Annotated in this window: 19 protein-coding genes; 9 read left to right on the forward strand and 10 right to left on the reverse strand. The window is 73.9% G+C overall.

The genetic code is table 11. From position 1 onward, the window contains the following. Positions 1-29 precede the first annotated feature (29 nt). The 3 genes from D7I47_RS01240 (at position 30) to D7I47_RS01250 (ending at position 4,485) form a co-directional block, all read left to right on the forward strand. Positions 30-1,112, forward strand: a complete 1,083-nt coding sequence (locus tag D7I47_RS01240; RefSeq protein ID WP_227000757.1) for a fatty acid desaturase family protein — start codon at positions 30-32, stop codon at positions 1,110-1,112. Between the two features lie 421 nt (positions 1,113-1,533). After that, positions 1,534-1,713 carry a DUF2510 domain-containing protein gene (locus D7I47_RS01245; protein WP_120761363.1) on the forward strand — a complete coding sequence of 60 codons (180 nt, stop codon included), beginning with the start codon at positions 1,534-1,536 and terminating at the stop codon, positions 1,711-1,713. A gap of 162 nt (positions 1,714-1,875) precedes the next feature. Next, positions 1,876-4,485 carry a helix-turn-helix transcriptional regulator gene (locus D7I47_RS01250; RefSeq protein WP_120761364.1) on the forward strand — a complete coding sequence of 870 codons (2,610 nt, stop codon included), beginning with the start codon at positions 1,876-1,878 and terminating at the stop codon, positions 4,483-4,485. 4 nt (positions 4,486-4,489) lie between these two features. On the opposite strand, the gene D7I47_RS01255 is transcribed toward D7I47_RS01250, so the two are convergent. The 9 genes from D7I47_RS01255 to D7I47_RS01295 form a co-directional block, all read right to left on the reverse strand. Next, positions 4,490-6,319: a hypothetical protein gene (locus D7I47_RS01255; RefSeq protein ID WP_120761365.1), complete on the reverse strand. Its 1,830-nt coding sequence runs from the start codon at positions 6,317-6,319 to the stop codon at positions 4,490-4,492. Between the two features lie 5 nt (positions 6,320-6,324). After that, positions 6,325-8,364, reverse strand: coding sequence for a hypothetical protein (locus tag D7I47_RS14665; protein WP_157981557.1), 2,040 nt, complete (start codon positions 8,362-8,364; stop codon positions 6,325-6,327). Further along, positions 8,364-8,942, reverse strand: coding sequence for a hypothetical protein (locus D7I47_RS01265; RefSeq protein WP_157981559.1), 579 nt, complete (start codon positions 8,940-8,942; stop codon positions 8,364-8,366). The genes D7I47_RS14665 and D7I47_RS01265 overlap by 1 nt, the downstream gene beginning before the upstream one ends. Before the next feature lie 101 nt (positions 8,943-9,043). Continuing rightward, complete coding sequence (locus tag D7I47_RS01270; protein WP_227000759.1) at positions 9,044-9,688, reverse strand: response regulator transcription factor; 645 nt, start codon at positions 9,686-9,688, stop codon at positions 9,044-9,046. Between the two features lie 43 nt (positions 9,689-9,731). Then, positions 9,732-11,042 (reverse strand): sensor histidine kinase, encoded by a 1,311-nt coding sequence (locus D7I47_RS01275; RefSeq protein ID WP_120761367.1) that lies wholly within the window; start codon positions 11,040-11,042, stop codon positions 9,732-9,734. Positions 11,043-11,106: 64 nt separating this feature from the next. Beyond that, positions 11,107-14,406, reverse strand: a complete 3,300-nt coding sequence (gene cydC / locus D7I47_RS01280; protein ID WP_120761368.1) for a thiol reductant ABC exporter subunit CydC — start codon at positions 14,404-14,406, stop codon at positions 11,107-11,109. Further along, the gene (cydB, locus tag D7I47_RS01285) at positions 14,406-15,449 is read right to left on the reverse strand and encodes a cytochrome d ubiquinol oxidase subunit II (protein ID WP_120761369.1); all 1,044 of its coding nucleotides are present in this window, start codon (positions 15,447-15,449) and stop codon (positions 14,406-14,408) included. Before cydB ends, cydC begins: the two co-directional genes overlap by 1 nt. Positions 15,450-15,462: 13 nt before the next feature. Beyond that, the gene (locus D7I47_RS01290; protein ID WP_120761370.1) at positions 15,463-17,046 is read right to left on the reverse strand and encodes a cytochrome ubiquinol oxidase subunit I; all 1,584 of its coding nucleotides are present in this window, start codon (positions 17,044-17,046) and stop codon (positions 15,463-15,465) included. Positions 17,047-17,200: 154 nt separating this feature from the next. Further along, complete coding sequence (locus tag D7I47_RS01295) at positions 17,201-17,626, reverse strand: MarR family winged helix-turn-helix transcriptional regulator (RefSeq protein ID WP_227000761.1); 426 nt, start codon at positions 17,624-17,626, stop codon at positions 17,201-17,203. Between the two features lie 68 nt (positions 17,627-17,694). Between D7I47_RS01295 and D7I47_RS01300 the strand changes: the two genes are divergently transcribed. From D7I47_RS01300 to D7I47_RS01310, 3 genes are all read left to right on the forward strand, one after another. Then, positions 17,695-18,648 carry a quinone oxidoreductase family protein gene (locus tag D7I47_RS01300; RefSeq protein WP_120761371.1) on the forward strand — a complete coding sequence of 318 codons (954 nt, stop codon included), beginning with the start codon at positions 17,695-17,697 and terminating at the stop codon, positions 18,646-18,648. A 65-nt stretch (positions 18,649-18,713) separates the two neighbouring features. Next, the gene (gene pta / locus D7I47_RS01305; protein ID WP_120761372.1) at positions 18,714-20,798 is read left to right on the forward strand and encodes a phosphate acetyltransferase; all 2,085 of its coding nucleotides are present in this window, start codon (positions 18,714-18,716) and stop codon (positions 20,796-20,798) included. Then, entirely contained in the window at positions 20,798-21,934 is a 1,137-nt protein-coding gene (locus D7I47_RS01310) for an acetate/propionate family kinase (protein ID WP_120763755.1), read from the forward strand. The genes pta and D7I47_RS01310 overlap by 1 nt, the downstream gene beginning before the upstream one ends. 52 nt (positions 21,935-21,986) lie before the next feature. Here D7I47_RS01310 and D7I47_RS01315 read toward each other — a convergent pair whose 3' ends face one another. Next, positions 21,987-22,793: a universal stress protein gene (locus tag D7I47_RS01315; RefSeq protein ID WP_157981561.1), complete on the reverse strand. Its 807-nt coding sequence runs from the start codon at positions 22,791-22,793 to the stop codon at positions 21,987-21,989. Between the two features lie 79 nt (positions 22,794-22,872). On the opposite strand from D7I47_RS01315, the gene D7I47_RS01320 reads away from it, so the two are divergent. The 3 genes from D7I47_RS01320 to D7I47_RS01330 all read left to right on the forward strand — a co-directional run bounded on the left by D7I47_RS01320 (position 22,873) and on the right by D7I47_RS01330 (position 25,720). Next, positions 22,873-24,501 carry a sensor histidine kinase gene (locus tag D7I47_RS01320; RefSeq protein WP_120761373.1) on the forward strand — a complete coding sequence of 543 codons (1,629 nt, stop codon included), beginning with the start codon at positions 22,873-22,875 and terminating at the stop codon, positions 24,499-24,501. Further along, positions 24,498-25,118, forward strand: a complete 621-nt coding sequence (locus D7I47_RS01325) for a response regulator (RefSeq protein ID WP_120761374.1) — start codon at positions 24,498-24,500, stop codon at positions 25,116-25,118. The genes D7I47_RS01320 and D7I47_RS01325 overlap by 4 nt, the downstream gene beginning before the upstream one ends. Positions 25,119-25,228: 110 nt before the next feature. Then, on the forward strand, positions 25,229-25,720 hold the full coding sequence (locus D7I47_RS01330) for a Dps family protein (RefSeq protein ID WP_120761375.1): 492 nt from the start codon (positions 25,229-25,231) through the stop codon (positions 25,718-25,720). The last annotated feature ends 15 nt before the right edge of the window (positions 25,721-25,735 follow it).

The following is a 25,735-nucleotide window of genomic DNA, read 5'->3' on the forward strand; positions in this document are numbered from 1 at the left end:
CCGTCATCTCCTCCTCCACTCCGGCGTTCGTGCCGGGGCGTCTGCGTCAGACGACCCCGCGCACCGCGAACGCGATCGACCCCATCCGCACCTTCACCGCCGTGTCGCGCACCGTGAAGGAGACCGGGCTGCTGCGTCGCAGCCACGGCTTCTACCTCACGCTCGGCATCGCACTCGCGCTCGCGCTCGGCGGCGCCATCACCGGCTTCGTGCTGTTCGGCGCCAGCTGGTACCAGCTGCTCATCGCGGGCGGGCTCGGCATCGTGCTCACCCAGGCCGCGTTCCTCGGGCACGAGGCCTCGCACCGGCAGGTGCTGGCATCCGGGCCCGCCAACGACCGCCTCGGCCGCCTCATCGTGACCCTCGGCGTGGGCATGAGCTACCAGTGGTGGATGACGAAGCACACCCGCCACCACGCGAACCCCAACCGCGTGGGCCGTGACCCCGACATCGAGATCGACACGGTCGCGTTCACCGCGGAGTCCGCCGCCACCCAGCGCGGCCTGCTCGCCTGGATCACCCGCCGCCAGGGGTGTCTGTTCTACCCGCTGCTGCTGCTCGAGGGCCTCAACCTGCACGCCCACTCGCTGCGCTCGCTCGTGCGGCGCGGCCGGGTCGAAGGCCGCTGGTTCGAGCTCGGGATGCTGGCGCTGCGCTGGACCGTCTACCTCGGCGCCCTGTTCTGGGTGCTACCGCTCGGGATGGCGTTCGCCTTCCTCGGCGTGCAGCTCGCGGTGTTCGGCTTCTACATGGGCAGCTCGTTCGCCGTGAACCACACCGGGATGCCGATCATCCCGGCGGACGCGAAGCTCGACTTCTTCACGAAGCAGGTGCGCACCTCCCGCAACATCGCGGGCGGATGGTGGGCATCCGCCCTGCTCGGCGGGCTCAACTACCAGGTCGAGCACCACCTGTTCCCCAACATGGCTCGCCCGCACCTGGCCCGTGCCCGCGAGATCGTGCGGGAGTACTGCGCCACCCACGAGATCCCCTACACGGAGATGAGCCTCGCCCGCGCCCACGCGGCCGTGGTGCGGCACATGCACGAGGTGGGCCGCGCGGCGGTCGACCCGTTCACCTGCCCGCTCGTGGCGTCGTACCGGCGCGCCTGACGCGCCCCGCTCGCGCCGCCCCCACCCGAGGAGACGCTGTGTCCACCACCCCGCGCGAGCGCGCCGACAGCCCCGAGATTCGTGCCGATCGGTCGGAATACAGGGCCGGAATCGACCATCTCGCACGAATCCCGGACAGGCCGGAGAGGGTGCGCTCGTCACCTGGCAGGCGCTGCGCGGGCAGCCGGTCACGGCCCCGGATGCGGCCACCCTCGTCGCCGCGGGCGGCATCCTGCTGGCCGCCGCCGCCGGGGTGACCGCGAGCGTCGCGGCGGGCCGGCGAGAACTCGCCCGCGTGACGATCTGACACCCGCGAAAACTGGGCATTGCCCCCCGCGTTCGGGGGGCAGTACCATGCCCTCAGCCGCAATCGCTCTCCCCCTGCCCCCGCGGCTGAACCCGTCCCCCCAGGAGCGAACCCATGACCGTCATGCCCTCCACCTCAGCCGCCCCCGCCGGCTGGTACCGCGACCCCCTCGGCATCCCCCAGCTGCGCTGGTGGAACGGGATCGCCTGGACGAACCACATCCAGGAGAACCGTCCCGAACTGCAGGCCTGGACCGCCGACTTCGGCGCCGGAACGCACTCCTCCGTCGCCTGATCCGAAGGCACCACAACCCCCGAGCCGACAGCCGGTACGCCTGACGGGTGGGCGTACCGCCTGTCAGTCGACGCGCGGGCGTCGATCCCCGGATCCGCCCGCGCGTCGGCACCTTCGCGCACGCCCTGTTCCGCGCGCCGATCCGGCTCTTATGCTGAGCCCATGTCAGCCGTGAGCGAGCCGGACGCGCTCGTCGGCCGCGCGGCGGACCTGGAGCGGATCTCCTCGCTGCTGACCTCGGGTGGCGCGCTGCTGCGCGGCCCGGCGGGTATCGGCAAGAGCGCCATCCTCCGGCGGATCGCACGGGACCGTGCCGAGTCCGGTCGCGTCGTCGGCATCGAGGGGAACGAGGCCTCGGGCGCCGTCCCCTTCGGCCCCTTCGCCCAGGTGCTCACCGGCCGGGATCCCGGGGCCGGGCCCGAACCGATCGACCGCGCGGCAGCCGTCCGGGACGCGCTCGAGGGCACCACCCTGCTCGTCGTCGACGACGCCCACCGGCTCGACGCGGCCTCCGCGGGACTCGTGCACCGGCTGGCGGACGAGGGCGTCACCCTGCTGGTCGCGGTGCGCGCGGGCGAACAGCTGCCGCCGGCGATCGAGTCGCTGTGGACCCGCGGCCTGCTGACCTCGCACGAGGTGACGCCGCTCGACGCCGAGGCGATCGAGGCCTACACGGCCTCGCGGCTCGGCGGACCGGTGGATGCCGGCCTCGTCCGCGCCCTCCGGCACGCCTCCGGCGGGGTGCCGCTCTATGCGCGCGAGCTGCTGCGTGGCGGGCTGGACAGCGGCGCGATCCGGCACCACCGGGGGGTGTGGGTGCTGCGCGGGCAGCTCACCGCGGGGGGCGGCCTCGCCTCGGCGCTGCGCGACCACCTCGGCTCCCAGCCGCCCGGGATCCGCCGCGCGGTGCACTGCCTCGCCCTCACCGAGCCGATCGGCCTCGAGCTGATGGCCTCCCTCATGACCGAGGCGGAGCTCGAGCGCGCCGAGCTGGAGGGTCTGCTGCGCATCGACGGCGACGCCGAGCACGCCGTCGTGCGGCTCGGCCACCCCCTGTACCGCAGCGTCGTGACCGCGGAGTTGACCCTGTCACGGCGGAGGCGCCTCGCCGACCTGCTGCTGCGCTCCGTCGACCGGCTCGGCACGGAGGTCGACCCGACCCTGCTGGCGAGGTGGCGCCTCGAACGCGGCGACGACCGCTCCCCCGACGAGTGGCTGCAGGCGGCCCACCGGGTCACCCCCACCGATCTGACCCTGGCGGAGGCGTTCGTGCGCGCCGCCGTCGCGGCGGGCGGCGGTCCGGCCGCCCTCCTCGCCCTCGCGAGCCTGCTGACCCACCAGCACCGGCTCGAGGAGGCGGAGACGGTCTTCGGCGAGCTCGCCGCGATCCCGGTTCCCCCCGAGGTGCGCATCGCGATCGCCTCGGTGGAGGCGTTCCTGCTCGCGATGCCGGGTCAGCGACCCGACGCCGCCCTCGACCTCATCGCCGAGGTGACGGCGTCGGCCGGCTTCTCCCCCGAGCTCGAATCCGCGCGGGCACTCGCGCTGTGGCGGTCGGGGCGCATCGTCGACTCGATCCCGATCGGCCGCGCGGTCGCGCGCGACCCCGCCGCGTCGGTGGTCGCTCGGACGAGCGCCGCCCTGACGGTGTGTTCGGCCGAGATCTACGCCCTGCGCTTCTCGGATGGCGAGTTCGGCGTGGATCTGACCCTCATGGACGAACTGGTCGCCCGCGCGCGCACCGAGCTCCCCGAGGGGCCCGAGTCGGCCGCCCTCGTCCGTGGGAGCCGCGCCACGATGCCGATCCCCGACCTGCCGGCCGGCCTCCGACTGTCGGCGGAGGGCGCCCAGCGGGCGCTGATGAACGGTGACGACGGGGTGCGCGCCCAGTTCGCGATGCTGCACGGCTGGATGCTGGCCGTCTCGGGCGACCTGCTCGCGAGCCTCGAGGAGCTGACCGAGGCGCACGCGGGCCACGGGGTGTGGGTGCCGACGACGCTGCCCTGGTTGCGCTCGAGCCTCGTCCGCGTGCTGAGCGCCACCGGTGCCGCGGCGGAGGCCCGGCAGCTGCTCGAGGAGATCGAGGCCTCGCCGCGCGCCGCCCTCTACGACCCCGACGTCGCGCTCGCCCGCGCGGCCGTGCACGAGGCCGAGGGGGATGCGGACACCGCGCTGGCGGTGCTGCGCGGCGCGACCGCGGCATCCGACGAAGGGGGCAACCGGCTGCGGGGCGACGAGCTCTGGCTTCGTCGCCTGCGCCTCGGCGACGAGGCCGTCGCGGGCGAGGTGCACCGGCGCTACCGCCGCCGCGAGGGACCGGCGGCGGCCGCCGTCGCATCCCACGCGGCCGCGGTGCGCGACCGCGACCTGCGGGCGATCCCGCGTGCCGTCGGCGCGCTCGCCGATGCCGGACTGCTGTGGGACGCGGCCGAGGCACAGGCCGACCTCGTGCGCCGCCTGCGGGCGACCGGGGATGCGCCGGCCACCTGGGCGGCCGTCGAACGACTCGTGGTGCTCCTCGGGAGGACGAGGGGCCTCGCCCTGACGTCCGTGACCGGGGAGCTGCACGCGACCCTCACCCCGCGCGAGCGGGAGGTGGCGGGGCTCGCCGCCTCGCTCTCGGATCGCGAGGTCGCCGAACGGCTCGGCATCTCGGTGCGCACCGCGCAGACCCACCTCACCCACGTGTACGCCAAGCTGCGGATCTCGGGGCGGGCCGAACTCGGCCGGCACCTCGCCGAGCACGCGGGCGGCACGGAGGAGGTCGGCTGACGCCCTAGCTCTCGGAGCCGGGGCCTGCGAGCGGGACGGGGATCGTCGTCTCCAGCCAGCCCTCGGGGGTCGGGAAGTCGGTCTCGTCCCTGCTGCGCACGAGCAGGTAGACGGTGCCGTCGAGCGCGGAGCGCGGCACGACGAAGGTCGTGCGCACCTCGCGCGGCACCCCGACCTCGAGGTTGAGGATCGAGGTGTAGTCGCGCGTGGAGGCGACGGTCACGTAGTCGTCGTCGCGCACGAGGAACACCTGGCTCGTCGGGTTGAAGAACAGCGTGTGCTGGTTCGCATCCGACGACGTCTCGACCGTGTAGAGGAACTGCAGGTCGACCATCCCGGGCGGCAGGTCCGCATCCGTGAGGGAGCCGGCGCGGTAACCGCTGATGTCGACCGTGAACTCGCCCGCGGATGCCGGATCCACCCGCAGCGGGTGCACGGTGTCCGGCTGCGGTGATGCCTCGCCCGCGAAGGAGATGTACGCGTTTTTGCCGAGGTGGAGCACGGCCGTCGAGAGGTCGGCGTCGGGCGGGATCTCGGGGAAGCTGAGCGTCACCCGGAGCGGGACGCCGTCCTGCAGACCGTTGGCGAGGAACATGGCGCCCGCCATCCGGCCCCCGAACTCCACGGCCGCCGGCAGCGCGAGCGACGGCGGGACGCTGAACACACCCTCCTCGGCGTCGTCGGGTGCGTCGTAGCGCACCTCCAGCTCGAGGTCGAGCTGCGAGCCGACCCCGAACGGGCTCAGCGTCGCGCCGGTCAGCTCGACGACGCATCCGGCGACCTCCACGGCGGGCGCGTCCACCTCGATGTTCCGGGCGGCGGGGGCATCGGGGGCCACGGCGCCGTCCGGGTCGGGGCGGGCGGCCACGATCGGGATGGGCAGCTCGTCGTCGGCGGGGCGTTCCGCGGAGGCGACCGCGTCGTCGCCGACGACGACCGGGATAGGCACGGCCGAGTTGCCGACGATCGGCGTCCCGAAGATCCCGGGCGCCCGCCGGAAGAGCAGCAGCTCGTAGTCGCCGACCGCGTCATCCGGCACCTCGAACTCCACCCACGAGCCCTCGCTCGCGCTCCACACCACCTCGCGGACGCTCGGCGTGGTGCGCGACTTGACGACGCTGCCGTCGGGCAGCCGCAGCGCGAGCGAATCGGATGCCACCCAGCCCACCTTGCTCGCGGTGCTGTTCCACACGTCGAGCGAGAGCCTCAGCACGCGGTGGTCGCCGTCGCTCTGCGTGTTGTCACTCAGGTGGCCGGCGCTCAGCAGGCCGGCGTATACGTGCACGGTGTGCGGGCCGAAGTTGGCCCAGCGGTCGACCGCGACCTCGCGCGCGGCCAGGTGCTGCTCGCCGCCGCCGTCCGCGAGCGCGACGGTCGTCATCCGGCCGCCCGCCGCGCCGAAGCCCACGACACCCGCGGCGAGCGGATCCCCCGTGAGGTAGTGCCACTCGAACGTCAGGTCGGCTGAGGCGCCGGGCGGCACCGAGGACTGGTCCCAACCCACGACGTCGCCCGTGACGGGCTCGGCGTCGGGCTCGAGCCGGAGCTGCGCGATCCCGAACTGCGAGGGCGCGGTCGCGTAGTCGTCGGAGAGGTTCCGCCAGCGCGTGCCCAGGTAGAGCGACTGCGTCACGTCGTCGTAGACGGCGTAGCCGACGGTCACGTCGAAGGCCCCGTACTGGAACGCGGCGGCCGGCTTCGCGAGGTGCTGGCCGTCGAGGAGGGGGAGCGCCGGGCCCGTGGTGGTGGAGGGCCCGGCGCTCGTGCAGCCGCTCAACATGAGCGCGGCCGCGGCCAGGAACGCGACGACGACGGGGAGCGCACGATGACCCATCCCCCTCACCACCGCTCGTCCGCGTCGGAGGTGTCGTCGTCCGGAGGCGGGAGGGGCGGTTCGAAGTCGGCGCAGTAGTAGTAGACGGGGTCGCCGTAGATGTCGGTCTCCGTGTGCCGCGGATCGGGTTGCAGGTCGCAGTAGTCGGAGTCGAGCGAGTAGTCGTCGTCCTCGCCCGCCGGCTTGGGATCCGGTTCGGGCCCCTCGGGGGTGCCGTCGCCCGTGAGGTCGGGGTTCGGCGAGCTCGGGTTCTCGACCGCCCCCGTCTCGGGCTCCTCCGCACGGGGGCTGTGCTGCTGCCCCTTGCCGGGCACCTTGCGGGCACCGGCCGCCGTATAGGGGTCGTTGTCCTGCTGCCGCCGCTCGACGGGCGGCGTCTCGCGCGGCGCCTCGGTGGAGGAGGTCTGCGCGGGGCAGATCGGCATGTCGACCGTCCGGTTGACGATCTCCTTCGTCTGGTTGACGACGTCGAACTCGAGCTCGGGTGGCTCGTCCAGTCCGAGCTTCTTCGCGAGCGCCGCCAGATAGTGCTCGCCGACCTTGCCGCCGATCCCGCCGCCGGCGTTCATGACGAGGGTGACCTGACACGGCACGCCCCACGGCGCCGTGAGGGCGGTGCCGCGCAGCACGCCCGCGGTCGCCGTGAACGAGCCGAACGGGCCGACCGAGATCCCTGCGACGCCGAGCCCGAGGCCCACCTTCGCGTTGAAGCCGAAGATCGCCTGGTCGATGCCGATGGACGCGGTGGAGATCGAGTCGATCATGGGCTGTTCGACGCTCACCGTGGGTGTGACCGGCTTGCCGTCGCGGATGCCGATCTCGCCGTCGATCGTGTAGACGCCGCGCGCGAGCAACGTCGACTCCTTCGCCGTGAGACCGGTGCCGAAGGTGAACTTGAACTCGGCCTCGAAGGCCAACGGGACACCCCCGACGACGACGGACTTCTCGAACTCGATCGGCACCTCGAAGAGGAAGTTGACGTTGTCGTCCATGCTGTCGCCGATGCCCGCCCCGAACGCGAGCTCGAACCCCGTGATGCCGGAGAGCACCGCCGTCGGGGACCCGCTCCACGCACCCCCGGTGATGCGTGCGTCGCCCTCGATCTTCAGGTTCTGGTAGCGGAGCCTGACCTTGAGCGCGCCCTGGAGCCCGCCCTGCTGGATGTAGGCGGTGAAGCCCAGCTCCGAGTCGGAGGCGGTGAAACCAACGACCCACGGGGAGATCGAGAACTTCTTACCCTCGACCTGCCAGCCCTCGTCGGTGAACATCGACGGGGGCTCCTCCCCCTGATCCTCGCCGTCCTCGCCATCGTCGCCCTCATCGGGGTCGTCGCCGTCGTCGCCCTCGCCGTCGTCCTCATCGTCGTCGCCGAGGCGGGTGATCGCGGCCGCCGGGTCGACGGAGGTCCCGCCCTCGGCGGGCGCCGCGTCGGGGGTCTCGGAGGATGACGGCGTCGGAGTCGGCGTCGGGGACTCCCCGTCGAGCTCGTCGCCCTCGGCGTCCTCCGCCGTGTCGGCGAGCTTGTCGACCACCATCCCCGGGTACGCGGCCTGCGTGCGCGTGGAGAACTCCGCGTCGGAGATCTCCTGCGAGAAGGAGAGATCCGCCTCGCGCACGATCTCCGGCAGGTCGACGGGGATGAGCGTCACCTCGACGCCGCCGCCGTCGGGGTGCCCGAGCGCACCGATCCGTCCGACGATGCGGTTCGTGAGGAAGAGCACGTCGCCCTCCGCGAGCTCGCCGACCCCGGGGTAGCCCGCGTCGAGCGTCCAGCTCAGCCCGTCGTCCGACGCCGAGCGCACGGCGAGCGCGCCGTGGTCGAGCACGACCACGTCGGGCTGCCAGTCGACCTCGGCGTCGGGGTCGGGCGAGAGGCCCCAGCGGTCCTCCGCCTCCCGGATCTGCGCCTCGGACGGCCCCGCCAGCAGCTGCACCGAGGCGACCACGCCGCCCGCGAGCACGAGGGCGGATGCCGTGGCGATCGCCGCCACCAGCACCCAGCGCCGCCGGCGTCGCGGAACCGCGGGCGCCTCGGGCGCGGACATCAGCGCACGACCCCCAGTGCGTCGAGCGCCTTCCCGAAGGCGTCGAGCAGTTGGTCCTGGGGGATGGCCTGGTCGTCGGGAGAGATGGTCTGAAGGGCGACGAAGTCGTCGTCCACGCGGAGGAACACGCCAGCCGCGCCCATGATGTAGCTGGTGCTCACGTAGCGCGCGCGATCGCCGAGCCCGGTCAGTTCGACGGTCTCGTCGAACCCACCGCTCAAGACGTCGTAGGAGTTGTCGGAGAGCTCGTCGTTGTCCCAGGCCGCGCTGAGCGAGACGCCCGCGCCGCCCTCGCCGGCTTCCAGGTTGCACGTGCCGTAGTTCCCCCTGATCAGGCTCGTCTGTTCGTCGAGCGCCGCGCGGTCCAGGGTGGAGGGGTCGACGGCCAGCAGCGCGGCGCAGAGCTCGTCCTCGGTCCAGCCGCCCGTCGCCCCGCCTGCCGCGGCGGCGTCGCCGGTTCCGCCGTCGCCCGCATCCGACGAGTCGGCACCTCCGGTCGTGCCCGCAGGGGCGCAGCCGGAGAGCACGACCACGAGCGTCGCACCCGCGAGGAGAAGACTCCCGACCCTGCCGCGCATCCGCTCGCACCCCTCTTCCGACGACCGACGCGAACATGTTCCCGTCCGCCGGTGGGCGGCGACATACGCAATCCGGGCGCGAGGCCCGGCCGTCTACGTAGTCAGCGCTGCAGCCAGGCCACCACGGCGAGCACGCGCCGGTGGTCGGTGCCGGAGTCCTCGAGGCCGAGCTTGCCGAAGATCGAGGTGACGTTCTTCTCCACGGCGCCCACGCCGATGAAGAGCTGCTTCGCGATGGCCGTGTTGCTGCGGCCCTCCGCCATGAGCTGCAGCACCTCGCGCTCGCGCGGGGTGAGCGAGCCGAGCGGGTCGTTGCGGCGGCCGATCAGCTGCGCCACGACCTCCGGGTCGAGCACGGTGCCGCCCGCCGCGATGCGGTCGATGGCGTCGGTGAGCTCGGCGAGCGAGGCCACGCGGTCCTTCAGCAGGTAGCCCACGCCTCCGCCGCCCGACCCCAGCAGCTCCTGCGCGTAGGCCACCTCGACGTACTGCGACAGCAGCAGGATGCCGGTCTCCGGCAGCTCGCGGCGCAGCCGCAGCGCCGCGCGCACGCCCTCGTCGCGGAAGCTGGGCGGCATCCGCACGTCGAGCACGGCGAGCTCGGGCCGCAACTCCCCCACCGCCGCGAGCAGCTCGTCGGCGTCGCCGAAGGCCCCGACCACCTCGTGGCCGGCCTCCTCGAGCACCCGCACGAGACCCTCGCGCAGCAGCACGGAGTCGTCGGCCACCACCACCCGCACGCTCACGCCCCCCACGCTAGCGGGGTCGCGGATGCGGTGCGCGGCCCGATCATGAGGCGAGCGGCAGGTGGGCGATCACGTGGGTGGGGCCGCCGTACGGGCTCGACACCTCGACGGTGCCGCCGAGGCCGCGCAGCCGCTCGGCGATGCCCGAGAGGCCGTGCCCGGGCGCCGCGGCCGCTCCCCCGCGCCCGTCGTCGGTGACGACCACGTCGAGCCAGCCGGGCTCCTCGCCGGGCACCCCGCGCACCTCGAGCCGCACCCAGGCGTTGCGGGCCTCGGCGTGCTTGGCGACGTTGGTGAGCGCCTCGGCGGCGATGAAGTAGGCGTTGCGCTCGAGCTCGGCCGGCAGCACGAGCCCCTCCGGCAGCAGGTTCTCGACGTGCGTGGGCAGCGGCGAACGCACGGCGAGCGACTCGAGCGCCGCGACGAGGCCGCGGTCGAGCAGGATGGGCGGCGCGAAGCCGCGCGAGAGGGCGCGCAGCTCCTCGAGCGCCTCCTTCGACTGCTGCATGGCTCCCGAGATGAGCTCGCGCGCCGCATCCGGATCCTTGTCGAGCTGCCGCTCGGCGGCCGAGAGGTCCATCTGCAGGCGCACGAGGCGCTGCTGCGGGCCGTCGTGGATGTCACGCTCGAGCCGACGCAGCGCCGTGCCCTCGGCGGCGACGGCGGCGGTGCGGGAGGCGGAGAGGTCGGCCACCCGCTCGCGCAGCTCGTCCGCGCGGAAGGCGGACAGCATCCCGCGGGCGATCGCGTGGTGGATCCAGGTGAGGCCGTGGGTCACGAACGGCAGCGTCAGCACGAACACCGCACCGATCGCCACGATCACGATGCCGGCGAGGACCGGGTGCAGGTACAGCAGCCCGCCGTCGAAGAGCCAGCGCTCGAGCCCCGTGTCGTAGAGGCCCGGGATGAGGGCGAGCAGCGGGTAGCTGACCCCCCACAGCCCGACCGAGAGCCAGGTGATCGTGAGGGTCCAGGTGACGATGCCGACGATCGGGTTCACGATCATGCCGTGCAGCAGGTAGAGCCAGTAGTGGCCGTCGACGACGGGGGCGAGGAGCTTCGCGAGCGCACCGCTCCGGCGGGCGGTGCGGTCCCAGCGCGGCACCGTGATGGGCGGGAACTGCGCGGCGCGCAGGCGCCAGGTCTCGAGGACGCCGAACCCGCGGGCCGTGAACAGCGCCGCCACGACGACGACCACACCGATGACGATCGGGATCATGCCGACGCCCGTCCAGAACAGGGTGGTGAGCACGCTGAGGGCGACGACGACGATGGGGAGGGTGGGCAGCAGGAACCCCAGCTCGGGGAACAGGCCCGCCCAGTAGCGACCGTAGCCGCGGCGCGTTTCGGACATGACACCAGCATCCCGGATGGCCCGGCGGGACGGCATCCGGTTCCCAGCCGGATGCCGCGGGGGGTCAGCCCCCGGATGCGACGGGTGCGAACGCGGCGTCGCCGAGCCGCACGAGGCGGTCGCGTGCGCCGTGGTCGTCGGCGCGGTGCGAGACGAGCACCACGAGCCGGTCGTCGCCCGCCTCGCGCAGGTCGGCCATGAGGGCACGCGCGGTCGGCTCGTCGAGGTGCGCGGTCGGCTCGTCGAGCAGCAGCAGCTCGGCGCGGCTGAGCAGCGCGCGGGCGACCGCGAGGCGCTGCCGCTCGCCGCCCGACAGCGCCCGGCCCGCCTGCCCGACGCGCGTCGCGAGGCCGTCGGGCAGGGTGCGCACGAGCGGGCCGAGGCCGACGCGCTCCATCACCGCGGCCAGCTCGGCGTCGCCGACCGGCTCCGCGCGCCCTCGGCCGATCAGCAGGTTGCCACGGATGCTCGAGTCGAACACGTGCGCCTCCTGCGGGCACCACGCCACGTGGCCGCTCCAGTGCGCGCGGTCGAGCTCGGCCACCGGCACGCCGTCGGCGAGCACCTCGCCCGCGTCGGGCGGGATCGCGCCCATGATCATCGCGAGCAGCGTCGACTTGCCCGAGCCCGAGGGGCCGTCGAGGCGCAACCGCTCACCGCGCGAGACCCGCCCCTCGAGCCCGGTGAACAGCGGCCGGTCGAGACCGGGCAGCCGACGCTCGACGCCGCGCAGCTCGAGGCTCGCGACGGGACCGTCGAGGGTGCGCGTGCCGCCCGTCGTCTCGGCGGCATCGAGCACGGGCGCGAGCCGTCCGAGCACGGCCGCGAGCGCGGGGATGCGACGGGCAGCCGCCGCGATGCCGCTCACCGCCTCGACGAGCGCGAGCGCCAGCAGGCTCACGACGGCGACGGTCGCGACGGGGGTGCCCGCCGGCGCGACGACCGGCACCGCGACCGCGAGGCCCGCGCATCCGGCGACCGCGAGCGCCGTGCCGAGTCCGGATGCCGCCGCCGTGCGCCGTTCGGCGGCCGCCGCGCGGGCGTCGAGCCGCTCGATCGCCGCCGTCGCGGCGGGGGCGAGGCCCGTGCCGCGCAGCTCCTCGGCCGCCTCGCCGAGCGCCGCGATCCGCCGCACGAGCGCCGCACGCGACGCCACGCGGTCGCGGCCCGCGGCCCGCGCGCCGAGCACGGCTCCCCCCGCGGCGACGAGCACCGTCGCGACGAGCACGGCCCACACGGCGGGCGCGAGCTCGGGCGCGAGCAGCGAGGTCGTGACGCCCACCCCCGCCACGGCGAGGGTGCCGGCCGCGAGGGGAGGGAGGATGCGGGGCAGCTGCTCGCGCAGCTCCGCGGGCTCCGTGACGAGCAGGTCGAGGGCGGCGCCTCCGCCGAGGAGGCCCCGCATCGCGGGACCCTGCGCGGCGAGCCGGCGCCACAGCCGCAGCCGCAGCGCATCCGTCGCCCGGAACACGGCGTCGTGCGAGAGCAGCCGCTCGACGTAGCGGGCCACCGGCCGACCGAGACCGAAGAAGCGCACGCCGACGATCGCGACGAGCAGGTACATGATCGCGGGCATCTCCGCGGCCCGCACGATGAGCCAGCCCGAGACGGCGGTGAGCGCGAGACCCAGGCCGATCGAGAGGGCGCCCATGAGCGAGGCGCCGATCCAGCGGCCGGGGGCGAAGCCGAGCACGGTGCGGAGTGCGCGCGTGGTGGTCGCGGGACGCGTCCGCTGCGCGGGCGCTCCTCGACTGGCCGCTGGCGCCGCCTGCGGCACCGCGGGGGTGGCGGCGGGCTCGACACGCGGCTCCGCCGCCATCCGACCGACGAGGGCGGCGCCGCCGACCGGCACTGCGTCGTCGGCGAGCGCGAGCGTCGCCGGCTCGTGGCTCACGAGCACCGTGGCGACGCGGTCGGCGCGCGCCCGGATCGCGTGACGCACCCGCGCGGCGGCGGCCTCGTCGAGGTGGGCGGTCGGCTCGTCGAGCACGAGCAGCTCGGCCCCCGCGTCGACGCGGGCGAGCGCGCGGGCGAGGGCGGCGCGGCGTTGCTCGCCGGGGCTCAGCTCGGCGAGCGGTGCGAGCAGCAGCCCCGCCAGCCCGAGCTCGGCGGCGAGCGCCCGGGCCGCATCCGCGTCGGCGCCCGCGAGCGCGAGCTCCGCGAGCAGGGTCTCGGTCGCGAAGCGCGGCGTCTGGGCGGCGTAGGCGATGCGCTCGGGGTCGCCCGTGACCCGCCCGCTCAGCACGGCATCCGCGGGGAGGGCGCCGACGAGCGCCGCGAGCGCGGTCGACTTGCCGGCGCCGGACGGGCCCGTGACGGCCGTGATGCGACCCGGCACGGGTCGCAGGGTGAAGCCCTCCAGCACCGCCTCGCGCCCCGGGTAGCGCACCCCGACGGCCGCGAGCGCGGGGGTGCCCGGCTGCGGCGCGGCGGCGACGCGACCGTCGGCGAGCAGCCCCTGCACGCGCCCGAGTGCCGAGAGGCCGTCCTGCGAGGAGTGGAAGGCGGCGCCCACGTCGCGCAGTGCGGTGAAGCACTCGGGCGCGAGCAGCAGCACGACGAGCGCCACCTCGAGCGTCACGTCGCCCGAGAGCAGGCGGATGCCGAGGAAGACCGCGACGACCGCCACCGAGAGCGTCGCGATGAGCTCCAGGGCGAGCGCCGAGAGGAACGCGGTGCGCAGCGTCGCCTGGGTGCGGCGACGGTAGTCGGTCTGTATCGCGTCGAGGGCCGCGAGCTGCTCCTCGAGTCGTCCGAGCCCGACGAGCACCGGCAGGCCGCGGGCGAGCTCGACGAGGTGGTCGGCGAGCCGGGTGAGCGCGTCGGAGGCACGGTCGACGCGATCGCGGGTGTGCATGCCGATGAGCACCATGAAGACCGGCACGAGCGGGATCGTGCAGGCGAGCACGATCGTGGAGACGAGGTCGGCGCCGAGGACGCGCAGCCCCGCCACGACGGGCACCACGACGGCCGAGATCATCGCGGGGATCGCGACGCCGAAGTAGTCGTCGAGGGCGTCGAGCCCCTCCGTGGCGAGCACCGCGGTGCCGCCGCCGCTCGCATCCCCCGCCGCGATGCGCCGCACGAGGTCGCGGCGCAGCTGCGCCTTGGCGCGGATGGCGGCCCGCCGGGCGAGCACCGCCTGCGCCCACACGGCGCCGGCGCGCAGCAGCACCCCCGCCGCGCCGAGTGCGAGCCAGGCCGAGGGGTCCTCGCCCGCGGCGAGCGCCGCGAGCTGCCGCGCGATCGACTCGGCGATCAGCACGATGCCGAACGCCCCGGCGAGGCTCGCGAGCGCCACCGGCCAGAGGGCGCGCAGCCCCCCGGGCCCGAGCTGCGGGCGACGTCGGGCGGATGCGGGCATCAGCGGGCCGCGCCCGCCTGCCGGATCGCGGGAGTCACGTCGTGCGCCGCCGGCAGGTGCGCGGGGCCGATGCGCTTGCGGAACACCCAGTAGGTCCAGGCCTGGTAGGCGAGCACGACCGGCAGGGCGACGCCCGTGACGACCGTCATGACGCCGAGCGTGTACGGGCCGCTCGCGGCGTTCCAGATGGTGAGGTCGTAGGCGGCGTCGATCGTCGAGGGCAGCACGACGGGGAACACGGCCGCGAAGATCGAGCCCGCGCCGAGGGCGCCGAACACGGCGAAGCCCGTGAAGGCACGGCCCTCGCGCCCCGCCCGCGCGAAGATCCAGCCGACGACGCCCGCGACGACCGCGAGACCGAGCAGGATCCAGCTGAACACGTTGCCGCCCTGCACCTCCACGAGGATCGCCCAGCCGGCGATCGGCAGCAGCGCGACGGGGGCCAGCCGCGGCACGAGGCGCCGCATCCGCTCGCGCACGGGACCGTCGGTCTTGAGGGCGAGGAAGGTCGCGCCGTGCACGAGGCAGAAGCCCACGAGCGCCAGCCCGCCGAGCACCGCGACCGGGGTGAGCCACACGAACGGGCCGCCCACGCGATCCCCGTTGGCGTCGATCGGCAGACCCGTCGTCGTGAGGGCGAGACCCGCGCCGATGCCGAAGGCGGCGACCGCCGAGCCGAGCCCGATCGACCAGTCCCAGAAGCGCGTCCAGACGCGCGACACGATCTTGCCCCGGTACTCGATCGACACGGCACGCAGGATGAGCCCCAGCAGCACGAGCACGAGCGGGATGTAGAGGGCCGAGAACAGCGAGGCGTACCAGAGCGGGAAGGCCGCGAAGGTCGCCGCGCCCGCCGTGAGCAGCCACACCTCGTTGCCGTCCCACACGGGACCGATGGCGTTGAGCATGACGCGGCGGTCGCTCTCGCTGCGGGCGCCGACGAGCATGTGCATGCCGACGCCGAGGTCGAAGCCCTCCAGCAGCAGGTAGCCGGTCCAGAGCAGCGCGACGGCGACGAACCAGACGATGGGCAGCGGTTCCATGGTCTGCTCCCTTTCAGTAGGCGAAGGCGAGGACGTCGTCGCGCTCGGCGCCGCCCCCCGCATCCGGATCGGTGGGCTCGTCGTCGTGGCTCGCGAAGCGCTCGGGCATGACGCCCGCGACGCCGGCCCGCACGTAGCGGGCGAGGAGCATGACCTCGACGATCATGAGCACGAGGTAGACGAGCCCGAGGGCCACGAGCGAGAACACGATCTCGCGTCCGTCGACGCCCGGCGAGACGGCGGCGGCCGTGAACATGAACACCCCGTCGACCCCGGTCGGGTTGGGCGCGACGACGAACGGCTGCCGGCCCATCTCGGTGAAGATCCAGCCCGCGGCGTTGGCGCCGAACGGCGCCAGGATGCCGAACACGGCCAGGCGCATGAGCCCCTTCGACCGCGGCACGGTGCCCTTGCGGGTGAGCCACAGCGCGACGGCGGCCGCGAGCGCCGCGATCGCACCGAAGCCGATCATGATGCGGAAGCCCCAGTAGGTGACCTCGAGGTTCGGCACGTACTGGATCTCCGAGCCCGCGCGCTCGCCGTACTTCGGGTCGTCGGGCAGGTGGGTGCCGAACTGCTCCTGGTACTGCGGCACGAGCTCGTTGATGCCGGGGAGCACGGTCGTGAAGTCGCCCTTCGCGAGGAACGACAGCAGGCCCGGCACGCGGATGATCGTCGTGACGTCGTCGCAGTTCGCCGAGCCGAGCCGGCCGATCGAGAGGATCGAGAAGTCGCTGCCCGAGTAGCAGGCGGCCTCCGCGGCGGCCATCTTGAGCGGCTGCTGCTCGTACATGAGCTTCGCCTGGATGTCGCCCGTCACGGCGACCGCGCCGAAGCCGAGGATCGCGATGACCGCGCCGAACCGCAGCGACCGCAGCCACACCCGGTGGTCGGCGGCGTCGCGGCCGGGGATCTCGGGGGCCTCACCGACGATCACGTGACCGTTCTCGGCGACGCGGTCGATGCCATCCGCGCGGCGCCGCCAGAGCTGGTACCACGAGATGCCGAGCAGGAACGCGCCTGCGACGGCGACCGCGCCGGCGAGGGTGTGCGGGTAGGCGGCCCACGCGGTGTTGTTGCCGAGCACGGCCCAGATGTCGTTCATGACGGGACGGCCGTCGACGAACTCGATGCCCACGGGGTGCTGCATCCACGAGTTCGCGGCGATGATGAAGAACGCCGAGATCCACGAGCCGATCACCGCGAGCCAGAGGGTCGCGAGGTGCAGCTTCTTCGGCAGGCGGCGCCAGCCGAAGATCCAGAGGCCGAGGAAGGTCGACTCGACGAAGAAGGCGAGCAGGCCCTCCATCGCGAGCGGGGCGCCGAACACGTCGCCGACGAAGCGCGAGTACTCACTCCACGCCATCCCGAACTGGAACTCCTGCACGATGCCTGTGGCGACACCCATGATGAAGTTGACGAGGTAGAGCTTCCCCCAGAACTTCGTCATGCGGAGCCACTTCTCGTCGTCGGTGCGCACCCACATGGTGTGCAGCACGACGACGACCGCGCCGAGCCCGAGGGTGAGCGGCACCATCATGAAGTGATAGACGGTCGTGATGCCGAACTGCCAGCGGGCGATCTCGAGCGGATCCACGGGTACTCCTCACGCGGGCCGGCGGCCCCACGCATCCACCCTGTGCCCTCGCCCGGCCCCGCATCAGGGCCCAAGGTCCCGCAACCCATGACGCTGAGTGGTCGGTTTCTGGCCCCATTTCAGGGTTTTGAGGCCAGAAACCGACCACTCAGCGTCATGGGTTGCGTTGGGCGGCGATGAGGCGGCGGGTGAGGTCCATCCAGAGGGCGAGGGCGGCGGGGTCGAGGGCGGCGAAGGCGCGCGCGAACTCGTTGCCGTGTCGGGCGGTCACCTGGTCGATGAGGGCGCGGCCGTGCGGCTGCAGCTGCACCCGCACCGAGCGGCCGTCGACCGCGTCGGGCGTGCGGCGCACGAGGCCTCGACGCTCGGCCCGGATGACGAGGCCGCTCACGCTCGACTTGTCGAGCCCGAGGTGGACGGTGAGCTCGCTCACGGTCGGCTCGCGGTCGCGCAGGATGCCGAGCAGCCGCAGCTGCTGCACCGAGAGTCCGGCCTCGCCGGCGCGCTCCTCGAGTCGGGTCATGGTCGTCGACGAGAGGTGCACCAGGAGTTCGACGGCCGTCGTCGTCTGATCGCTCACGCGTTCATCCTAGCGTTAGTACGCGTCACGTACTATCTTGGTACGTGCCACGTACTAAAGGAGTCGCCATGGCCCAGATCACCGCCGCCCTCGTCGAGCACTTCGGCGAACCGCCCCACGCCGCCCGCATCCCCGAGCCGGAGCCCCGGCCCGGGCGCGAAGTCGTCGAGGTGCTCGCCGTCGGCCTGCACCACATCACGCGCGGCATCGCCTCGGGCCGCCACTACGCGAGCCCGAAGGAGCTGCCGTTCGTGCCGGGCGTCGACGGCGTCGTCCGCCGTGCCGACGGCACGCTCGCCTACGTGGGCGGCACCCACAACAACACGCTCGCCGAACGCATCCTCATCGACCCGCGCGACACGCTGCCCCTCCCCGTGGGCGCCGACCCCGCCACCGTCGCCGCCTCGGTGAACCCCGCGCTGTCGTCGTGGGTCGCCCTCCACGCGCGCACCCCGCTGCGCCCCGGGATGTCGGTGCTCGTGCTCGGCGCGACCGGCGCCTCCGGCGCGCTCGCCGTGCCCGTCGCCCGGCACCTCGGCGCCGGCCGCGTCATCGTCGCCGGCCGCAACCGGACGCGCCTCGACGAGCTGCTCGCGACGGGAGCCGACGCGGCGATCGCCCTCACCGACGACCCCGACGCCACCGCCGCCCGGTTCGCCGCCGAGGCCGCCGACGTGGACGTCGTGCTCGACTACCTGTGGGGCGCCCCGACCGAGCTCGCCATGCGCGCGATCGTCACCGCGCGTCGCGACCGCGAGCGCCCCATCGACTGGGTGCACATCGGCAGCGTGGCGGGCCCGGACATCGCGCTCGACGGCGCCCTGTTGCGCGCCTCCGCGCTCCGCGTCAGCGGCAGCGGCCTCGGCTCGGTCGACCTCGGCGCCGTCGACCTGCCGGGGCTCATCGCCGGTGTCGCCTCGGGAGCGTTCGCGATCCGACCGCGCCCCGTCCCCCTCGCCGACATCGCCGAGGCGTGGACGCACCAGGACGCACCCGGCGAGCGCACCGTCGTCATCCCCTGAGCGGATGCGGGGCGGGCCGAAAGACCCGCCCCGCGGCGCGCGCCGCTCGCGTAGCGTGTTGACACGTGGCCACCCGCATCTACGTGACGAGCGCCGAGGGGCGCACCGGCAAGTCGACGGTCGCCGTCGGCCTCCTCGAGACCCTCCGGGCGAGCGTCGAACGGGTGGGCGTGTTCCGCCCCATCGTGCGGGCGGATGCCGAACGCGACTTCATCCTCGAGCTGCTCGTCGAGCACGCGAGCGCGGGCCAGAGCTACCAGGATTGCGTGGGCGTCGGCTACGACGAGCTGCACGAGGACCCGGATGCCGCGCTCGCCACGATCGTGGAGCGCTTCGCCGAGGTGGAGGAGCGCTGCGACGCCGTGCTCATCCTCGGCTCCGACTACACCGACGTCGGCACCCCCACCGAGCTGTCGACGAACGGCCGGATCGCCGCCAACCTGGCCGCGCCCGTCGTGCTCGTGACGGGCGGCCGCCAGCCCGAGTCCGACGACGCGCGCACCCCCAAGCAGTGCGCCGAGATCGCGCAGATCGCCCTCGGCGAGCTGCGCCAGGAGCACGCTGAGGTGCTCGCCGTTATCGTGAACCGCGCCGACCCGGCCCGCGTCGACCCGATCGCCGTCAAGGTCTCGGGCGCCACGGGCCTGCCCGCGTGGGCGATCGCCGAGGACGCCGAGCTCGCCGCCCCGCTGCTGCGCACCGTGCTCGAGGCGGCCGACGCCGAGCTGCTGCGCGGCGACGCCGCGGCACTCGAGCGCCCCGTCATGGGCACCACGATCGCCGCCATGAGCCTCGCCAACGTGCTGCCGCGCCTCATTCCGGGCGGGATCGTCGTGGTGCCGGGCGACCGCTCCGACGTGCTCATCGGCACCCTCGCGGCGCAGCTCTCGCAGACCTTCCCGGCCCTCACGGGCATCATCCTCAACGGCGGCTTCCCCATCGAGCCGGCCGTCGAGCGCCTCATCGACGGCCTCGGCATCCCGCTGCCGATCGCCCGCACCGAGCACGGCACCTACGACACGGCGGTGCGCATCCAGAACGCCCGCAGCCGGCTCGCCGCCGACTCCCCCGCCAAGCACGCGCGCGCCGTGGCGCTCTTCGCCGAGCACGTCGACGCGGCCGAGCTCGTGCGGCTGCTGAGCCTGCCCTCGACGGGCGTCATGACGCCCATCCGCTTCGAGCACCTGCTCGTCGAGCGGGCGCGGGCGGCCGGGCGGCGCATCGTGCTGCCCGAGGGCGACGACGACCGCATCCTGCAGGCCGCGGCGATCGTCGTGGCGCGGCGGATCGCCGAGCTCACCATCCTCGGCGACCCGGATGCCGTGCGCCAGCGGGCGGCGGCGCTCGGGCTCGACCTGGGCGGCACGCACATCGTCTCCACGACCGACCCCGAGCTGCACGCCCGCTTCGCCGAGGAGTACGCGCGGTTGCGCGCCCACAAGGGCGTCTCGCCCGAGCTCGCCGCCGACACCGTGACCGACGTCTCGTACTTCGGCACGATGATGGTGCACCTCGGCCTCGCTGACGGCATGGTCTCGGGCGCGAAGCACACGACGGCGCACACCATCCGCCCCGCCTTCGAGATCGTGAAGACGGCGCCCGGCGTCTCGGTCGTCTCGAGCGTGTTCCTCATGGCGCTCGCGGATCGCGTGCTCGTCTACGGCGACTGCGCCGTCATCCCGGAGCCCACCGTCGAGCAGCTCGCCGACATCGCGATCTCGTCTGCGGCGACCGCGCGGCAGTTCGGCATCGACCCGCGCGTCGCGATGCTGTCGTACTCGACGGGCGAGTCGGGCTCCGGCGCCGAGGTCGACCGGGTGCGCGCCGCCACCGTGCTCGTGCAGGAGCGGGCGCCGGAGCTGCCGGTCGCGGGCCCCATCCAGTACGACGCCGCCGCCGACCCGACCGTCGGCGCCTCCAAGCTCCCCGGCTCGGAGGTCGCGGGGCGTGCGACGGTGTTCGTCTTCCCCGACCTCAACACGGGCAACAACACCTACAAGGCCGTGCAGCGCTCGGCCGGCGCCGTCGCCATCGGCCCCGTGCTGCAGGGGCTCGCGAAGCCCATCAACGACCTCTCGCGGGGCGCGCTCGTGCGCGACATCGTCAACACCATCGCCATCACCGCGATCCAGGCGGAGGCGCAGTCGTGATCCGCAACGTGTTCGTGCTCAACGTCGGCTCGAGCTCCATCAAGTACCAGGTGCTCGACGTCGACACGGGCGAGGTGTTCGCGGCGGGGCTCGTCGAGCGGATCGGGGTGCCCGGCTCGGGCGTCACCGACCACGAGGCCGCCCTCGCGGTCGTGCTCGCCGAGCTCGCGGGCGTGCGGATCGACGCCGTCGGGCACCGCATCGTGCACGGAGGCACCCGGTTCGTGCAGGCCACCGTCATCGACGACGACGTCGAGCGCGAGATCGAGGCGCTCGCCGACCTCGCACCGCTGCACAACCCGCCCGGCCTCGCCGGCATCCGCGCCGCCCGCGCGGCGCTGCCCGAGCTCACCCACGTGGCCGTGTTCGACACGGCCTTCCACGCGACCATCACGCCCGCCGCCCGCGACTACGCGATCGACGCCGAGGTGGCGGCGCGCACCCGCATCCGCCGCTTCGGCTTCCACGGCACCTCGTACCGCTACGTCTCGCGGATCGCGGCGGAGACGCTCGGACGCGTCGGCGACCCCGAGCTCAAGCTCGTCGCGCTGCACCTCGGCAACGGGGCGTCGGCGACCGCGATCCAGGGCGGGCGCTCGGTCGACACCTCGATGGGGATGACGCCGCTCGAGGGGCTTGTCATGGGCACCCGCTCGGGCGACATCGACCCCGCCATCCCGCTGTACCTGGCGCGCGAGCACGGCTTCACGATCGCCCAGCTCGACGAACTGCTCAACAAGCGCTCGGGGCTGCTGGGGCTCGCGGGGCGCTCCGACATGCGCGAGCTGGTCGCCGCGGCCGAGGCGGGCGACCTGCCCGCGGCGCACGCCCTCGACGTGTACGTGCACCGGCTGCGGCACTACATCGGCGCCTACGCGGCCGTGCTCGGAGGCATCGACGCGCTCGTCTTCACGGCCGGGGTCGGCGAGAACTCGGAGGTCGTGCGCCGCCGGGCGGTCGCGGGCCTCGAGTTCCTGGGCCTCGCGGTCGACCCGGCGCGCAACGCCGTCCGCTCCCCCGAGCCGCGGTTCATCTCCCCCGAGGGATGCACCACCGCGGTGCTCGTCGTGCCCACCAACGAGGAGCTCGAGATCGCCCGCGAGACCCGCGCCGCCGCGCCTCCACCCACTCGCTGATCGGTCGGTTTTTTGGCCCCAAACCGGCGGTTTGGGGCCAAAAACCGACCGATCAGCGCCCCGGGCGAACCACGAGCACGGGGGAGTTCGCGTTCAGCAGCACGGCGTGCAGCGTCGTGCCGAGCGGGGAGCGGGTCGCGGCGCCCGGGCCCACCACGAGCAGGGCGCTCCCACGGGAGGCGTCGAGCAGGGCGTCGGCGGCCGGGCGGGTCGACAGCCGCGAGCGCAGCTCGAGCATCCCCTCCACCGCGAGCGCCGCCTCCGCCGCGAGGGCGAGCGGGCTCTCCGCGTCGGCGCGCGACAGCTGCGCGAGCTCGGCCGGCACCGCCTGCACGAGCGTCAGCCGCATCCCGCGCTCCGCCGCCTCGCGCGCCGCGCGCGCCCCGATGAACGCGGCCGTCTCCACGCGGTCGACGCCGGCCACGACGCCCTCGCGGAAGCGCGGGTCGATCGCCGGCACGACCGCGACATCCCCGGGCGCCGCGAGCGCGAACTGCACGCTGCGCGACCCGAGCACGCGCCCCGACACGTAGCCCGTCTTGCCGGTGCCCACGACGACCGTGTCGACGGCATCGGCCTGCTCGGCGATCGTCCACACCGGAACGCCGCTCAGCAGCCGCGTCGACACCGCGAGCTCCGGATGCCGGGAGCGGATGCCGCGCTCGGCATCCGCGAGCAGCCGCTCGCCGGCCGCCTCCGCCTCGTCGAGCAGCGCGAGGCCGTGCATCGTCTGCTCGGGGTCGGCGACGTGCACGAGCAGCAGGGGCACGCCATCCCGGCGGGCGTGCCGCACCGCCCAGGCGAGCGCGGCCTCCGCGGGTGCCGAACCGTCGACGCCGACGATGTAGCGCGGGGTCATCCCTCGAGAGTCGCACCCGGATGCCGGCGGGGCACGGGCCCAAGGTCCCGCGGGGCGCCGGGCCTGCGAGACTGGGGGCATGCCCGACCCCGACGCGCGCGAACCGCGCCTGCGCCGCCTGCTCGACGTCGTGCCGCAGGTGATCGGCGAGCTCGAGCTCGACCACGTGCTCGAGCGCATCATCGAGGCGGCCGTCGACCTCGTGTCGGCGCGCTGGGGGGCGCTCGGCGTCATCGCGCCCGACGGCACGCTCGAGCGTTTCGTGCACGTCGGCATGGCGCCGCCCGAGGTCGTCGCGATCGGCCACCTGCCCGAGGGGCACGGGCTGCTCGGCGCGGTCATCGACACGGGCGAGGCCATCCGCCTCCCGCACCTCGCCGACGACCCGCGCTCGGTCGGCTTCCCCGCCCACCACCCGCACATGGATGCCTTCCTCGGCGTGCCGATCCGGGTGCGCGACACGGTGTTCGGCAACCTCTACCTCACCAACCACGACGGCGGCCCCGAGTTCTCGGAGGAGGACCAGCGCCTCGTCGGCTCGCTCGCGGCCGTCGCCGCCATCGCGATCGAGAACGCGCGCCTCTTCGAGGAGCAGGTGCGTCGCGAGCGCTGGTCGACGGCGCTCGCCGAGGTGACGGCGGCCCTGCTCTCGGAGGACACCGTCGACGTGCTGGCCGTGCTCGCCGAGCGCGTGGCATCCGTCATCGACAGCGAGCTCGTGTGCGTCATCGTGCCGGACGGCGACGACGACGGCGAGCCCATGCTGCGCGTCGACACCGCGCGCGGCGCGGGCGCGGAGGAGCTCGTCGGCCGCCGCTACCCCGCCGCCGACACCCTCTCGGGCCGCGCCATCGAGAGCGGCGCCCTCGCCTCCACCGAGACCGACTCGCCGGGCGAGTCGGTGCTGCGCGACGGCCCGAGCGCCGCGATCGCGCTGCCCGTGCGCGCGGGCGAGCTCGTGCTCGGCGCCCTCAGCGTCTACCGTCGCGCCGAGGCCCCCCGGTTCACGGATGCCGAACGCGCCATGGCGGCCGAGTTCGCCCAGCAGGCGGGCATCGCGATCGAGCTCACCCGCGGACGCGCCGACCGTGCGCGCCTCGCCCTCGTCGAGGAGCGCGCCCGCATCGCGCGCGACCTGCACGACCACGTCATCCAGCGGCTGTTCGGCACCGGTCTCGCCCTGCAGGCGGTCGGCGCGCGCAGCCCCGAGGCCGCCGAGGCGATCGGTGAGCAGGTGGACGCGATCGACGCGGCCATCGGCGAGATCCGCACCGCGATCTTCGCGCTCGCCCCGCGGCCCGGCTCCGGCAGCTCGCTGCGGCACCGTGTGCTCGACGTCGCGACGGATGCCGCCCCCGGCCTCGCGAACCCCCCGCTCGTGACCTTCGCGGGCCCGGTCGACCTGCTCGTCGGCGGCTCGCTCGCCGACGACGTCGTCGCCGTCGTGCGGGAGTGCCTCGCCAACGCCGCCCGGCACGCCCGCGCCACCCGCGTCGAGGTCGCGGTGACGGTCGACGACGACGCGGTCGTCGTGACGGTCGACGACGACGGCGTGGGGATGCCCGACGGGGCGCGCCGCGCATCCGGCACCCGCAACCTCGAGGAACGGGCGCACCGCCGGGGCGGTAGCTTCGAGGTGGGCGGCAACGCCTCCGGCGGCACCCGCGCCCGCTGGACCGCGCCCGTCGCCGAGAGGAGCACCCCGTGACCCGCGTCTTCCTCGTCGACGACCACGAGATCGTGCGGCGCGGCATCGCCGACCTCATCGACGCCGAACGCGACCTCGAGGTGGTGGGCGAGTCGGGCGCCGTGCGCGGCACCCTCGCCAAGATCGAGGTGACGGGGCCCGACGTGGTCGTGCTCGACGTGCGCCTGCCCGACGGCGACGGCATCGAGCTGTGCCGCGCCATCCGCTCGGCGCACCCCGACATCCGCTGCCTCATCCTGACCGCCTACGACGACGACGAGGCGAGCCGTTCGGCCGTGCTCGCGGGGGCGTCCGGCTACGTGCTGAAGGACATCCGCGCGCGCGGGCTCGTCGACGGCGTGCGCAAGGTGGCCGCGGGCGGCACGCTGCTGTCGGCGCGGGTCACCGAGAGCGTGACCGCCTCGTTCGCCGCCGGTCGCGCCGACGAGCCCGAGCTGACGCTGCGGGAACGCCAGGTGCTCGAGCACATCACCGAGGGGCTCACCAACCGGCAGATCGGCGAGCGGCTCGGGCTCGCCGAGAAGACCGTCAAGAACTACGTCTCGGGGCTGCTCGCCAAACTCGGCATGGAGCGGCGCACGCAGGCTGTCGTCTACGGGCTGGAGCATCGCCGCTAGCTCGTCAACCCCCGGTCAGGGCAGCCTTGTCTTCGTTGCGGAATGCTGAGAGCTGAGTACCGTTGAATCAGACGAAGGCCGGATGCGTCCGGCCGAGAGGAGACGAGAAGATGACCGACGCCAAGACCAAGACCATCCCCACGAGCTCGCTGGACCCCGACGTCGCCTCGGGCGTCGCGCAGTTCCTGAGCCCCCTCGTCGTCAACCTCCAGGCCCTCGCCGTCGACGGCAAGCAGGCCCACTGGCACGTGCGCGGCGCCAACTTCATCGGCGTGCACGAGTTCCTCGACGTGTTCATCGACCACGCGCACGCCTGGGCCGACCTCGCCGCCGAGCGGATCGTGGCCCTCGGCCTGCCGGTCGACGCGCGCGTGCAGACGATCGCGGCGAAGACGACCACCCCGGCGCTCGCCGACGGCTTCCAGCAGTCGGATGCGACCATCGCGGCCGTCATCGCGCAGATCGACGCCACGCTCGAGCTCGTGCGCACCGCCGTGGAGGAGCTCGACGAGATCGACCTGCCGTCGCAGGACATCGCCATCGAGATCGCGAACGGGCTCGACAAGGACCGCTGGTTCCTCTTCTCGCACCTCGCGAGCTGAGCCCGGCTCCACCGC

The sequence above is a fragment of the Protaetiibacter intestinalis genome, from assembly GCF_003627075.1.
GTDB classification, from domain to species: domain Bacteria; phylum Actinomycetota; class Actinomycetes; order Actinomycetales; family Microbacteriaceae; genus Homoserinibacter; species Homoserinibacter intestinalis.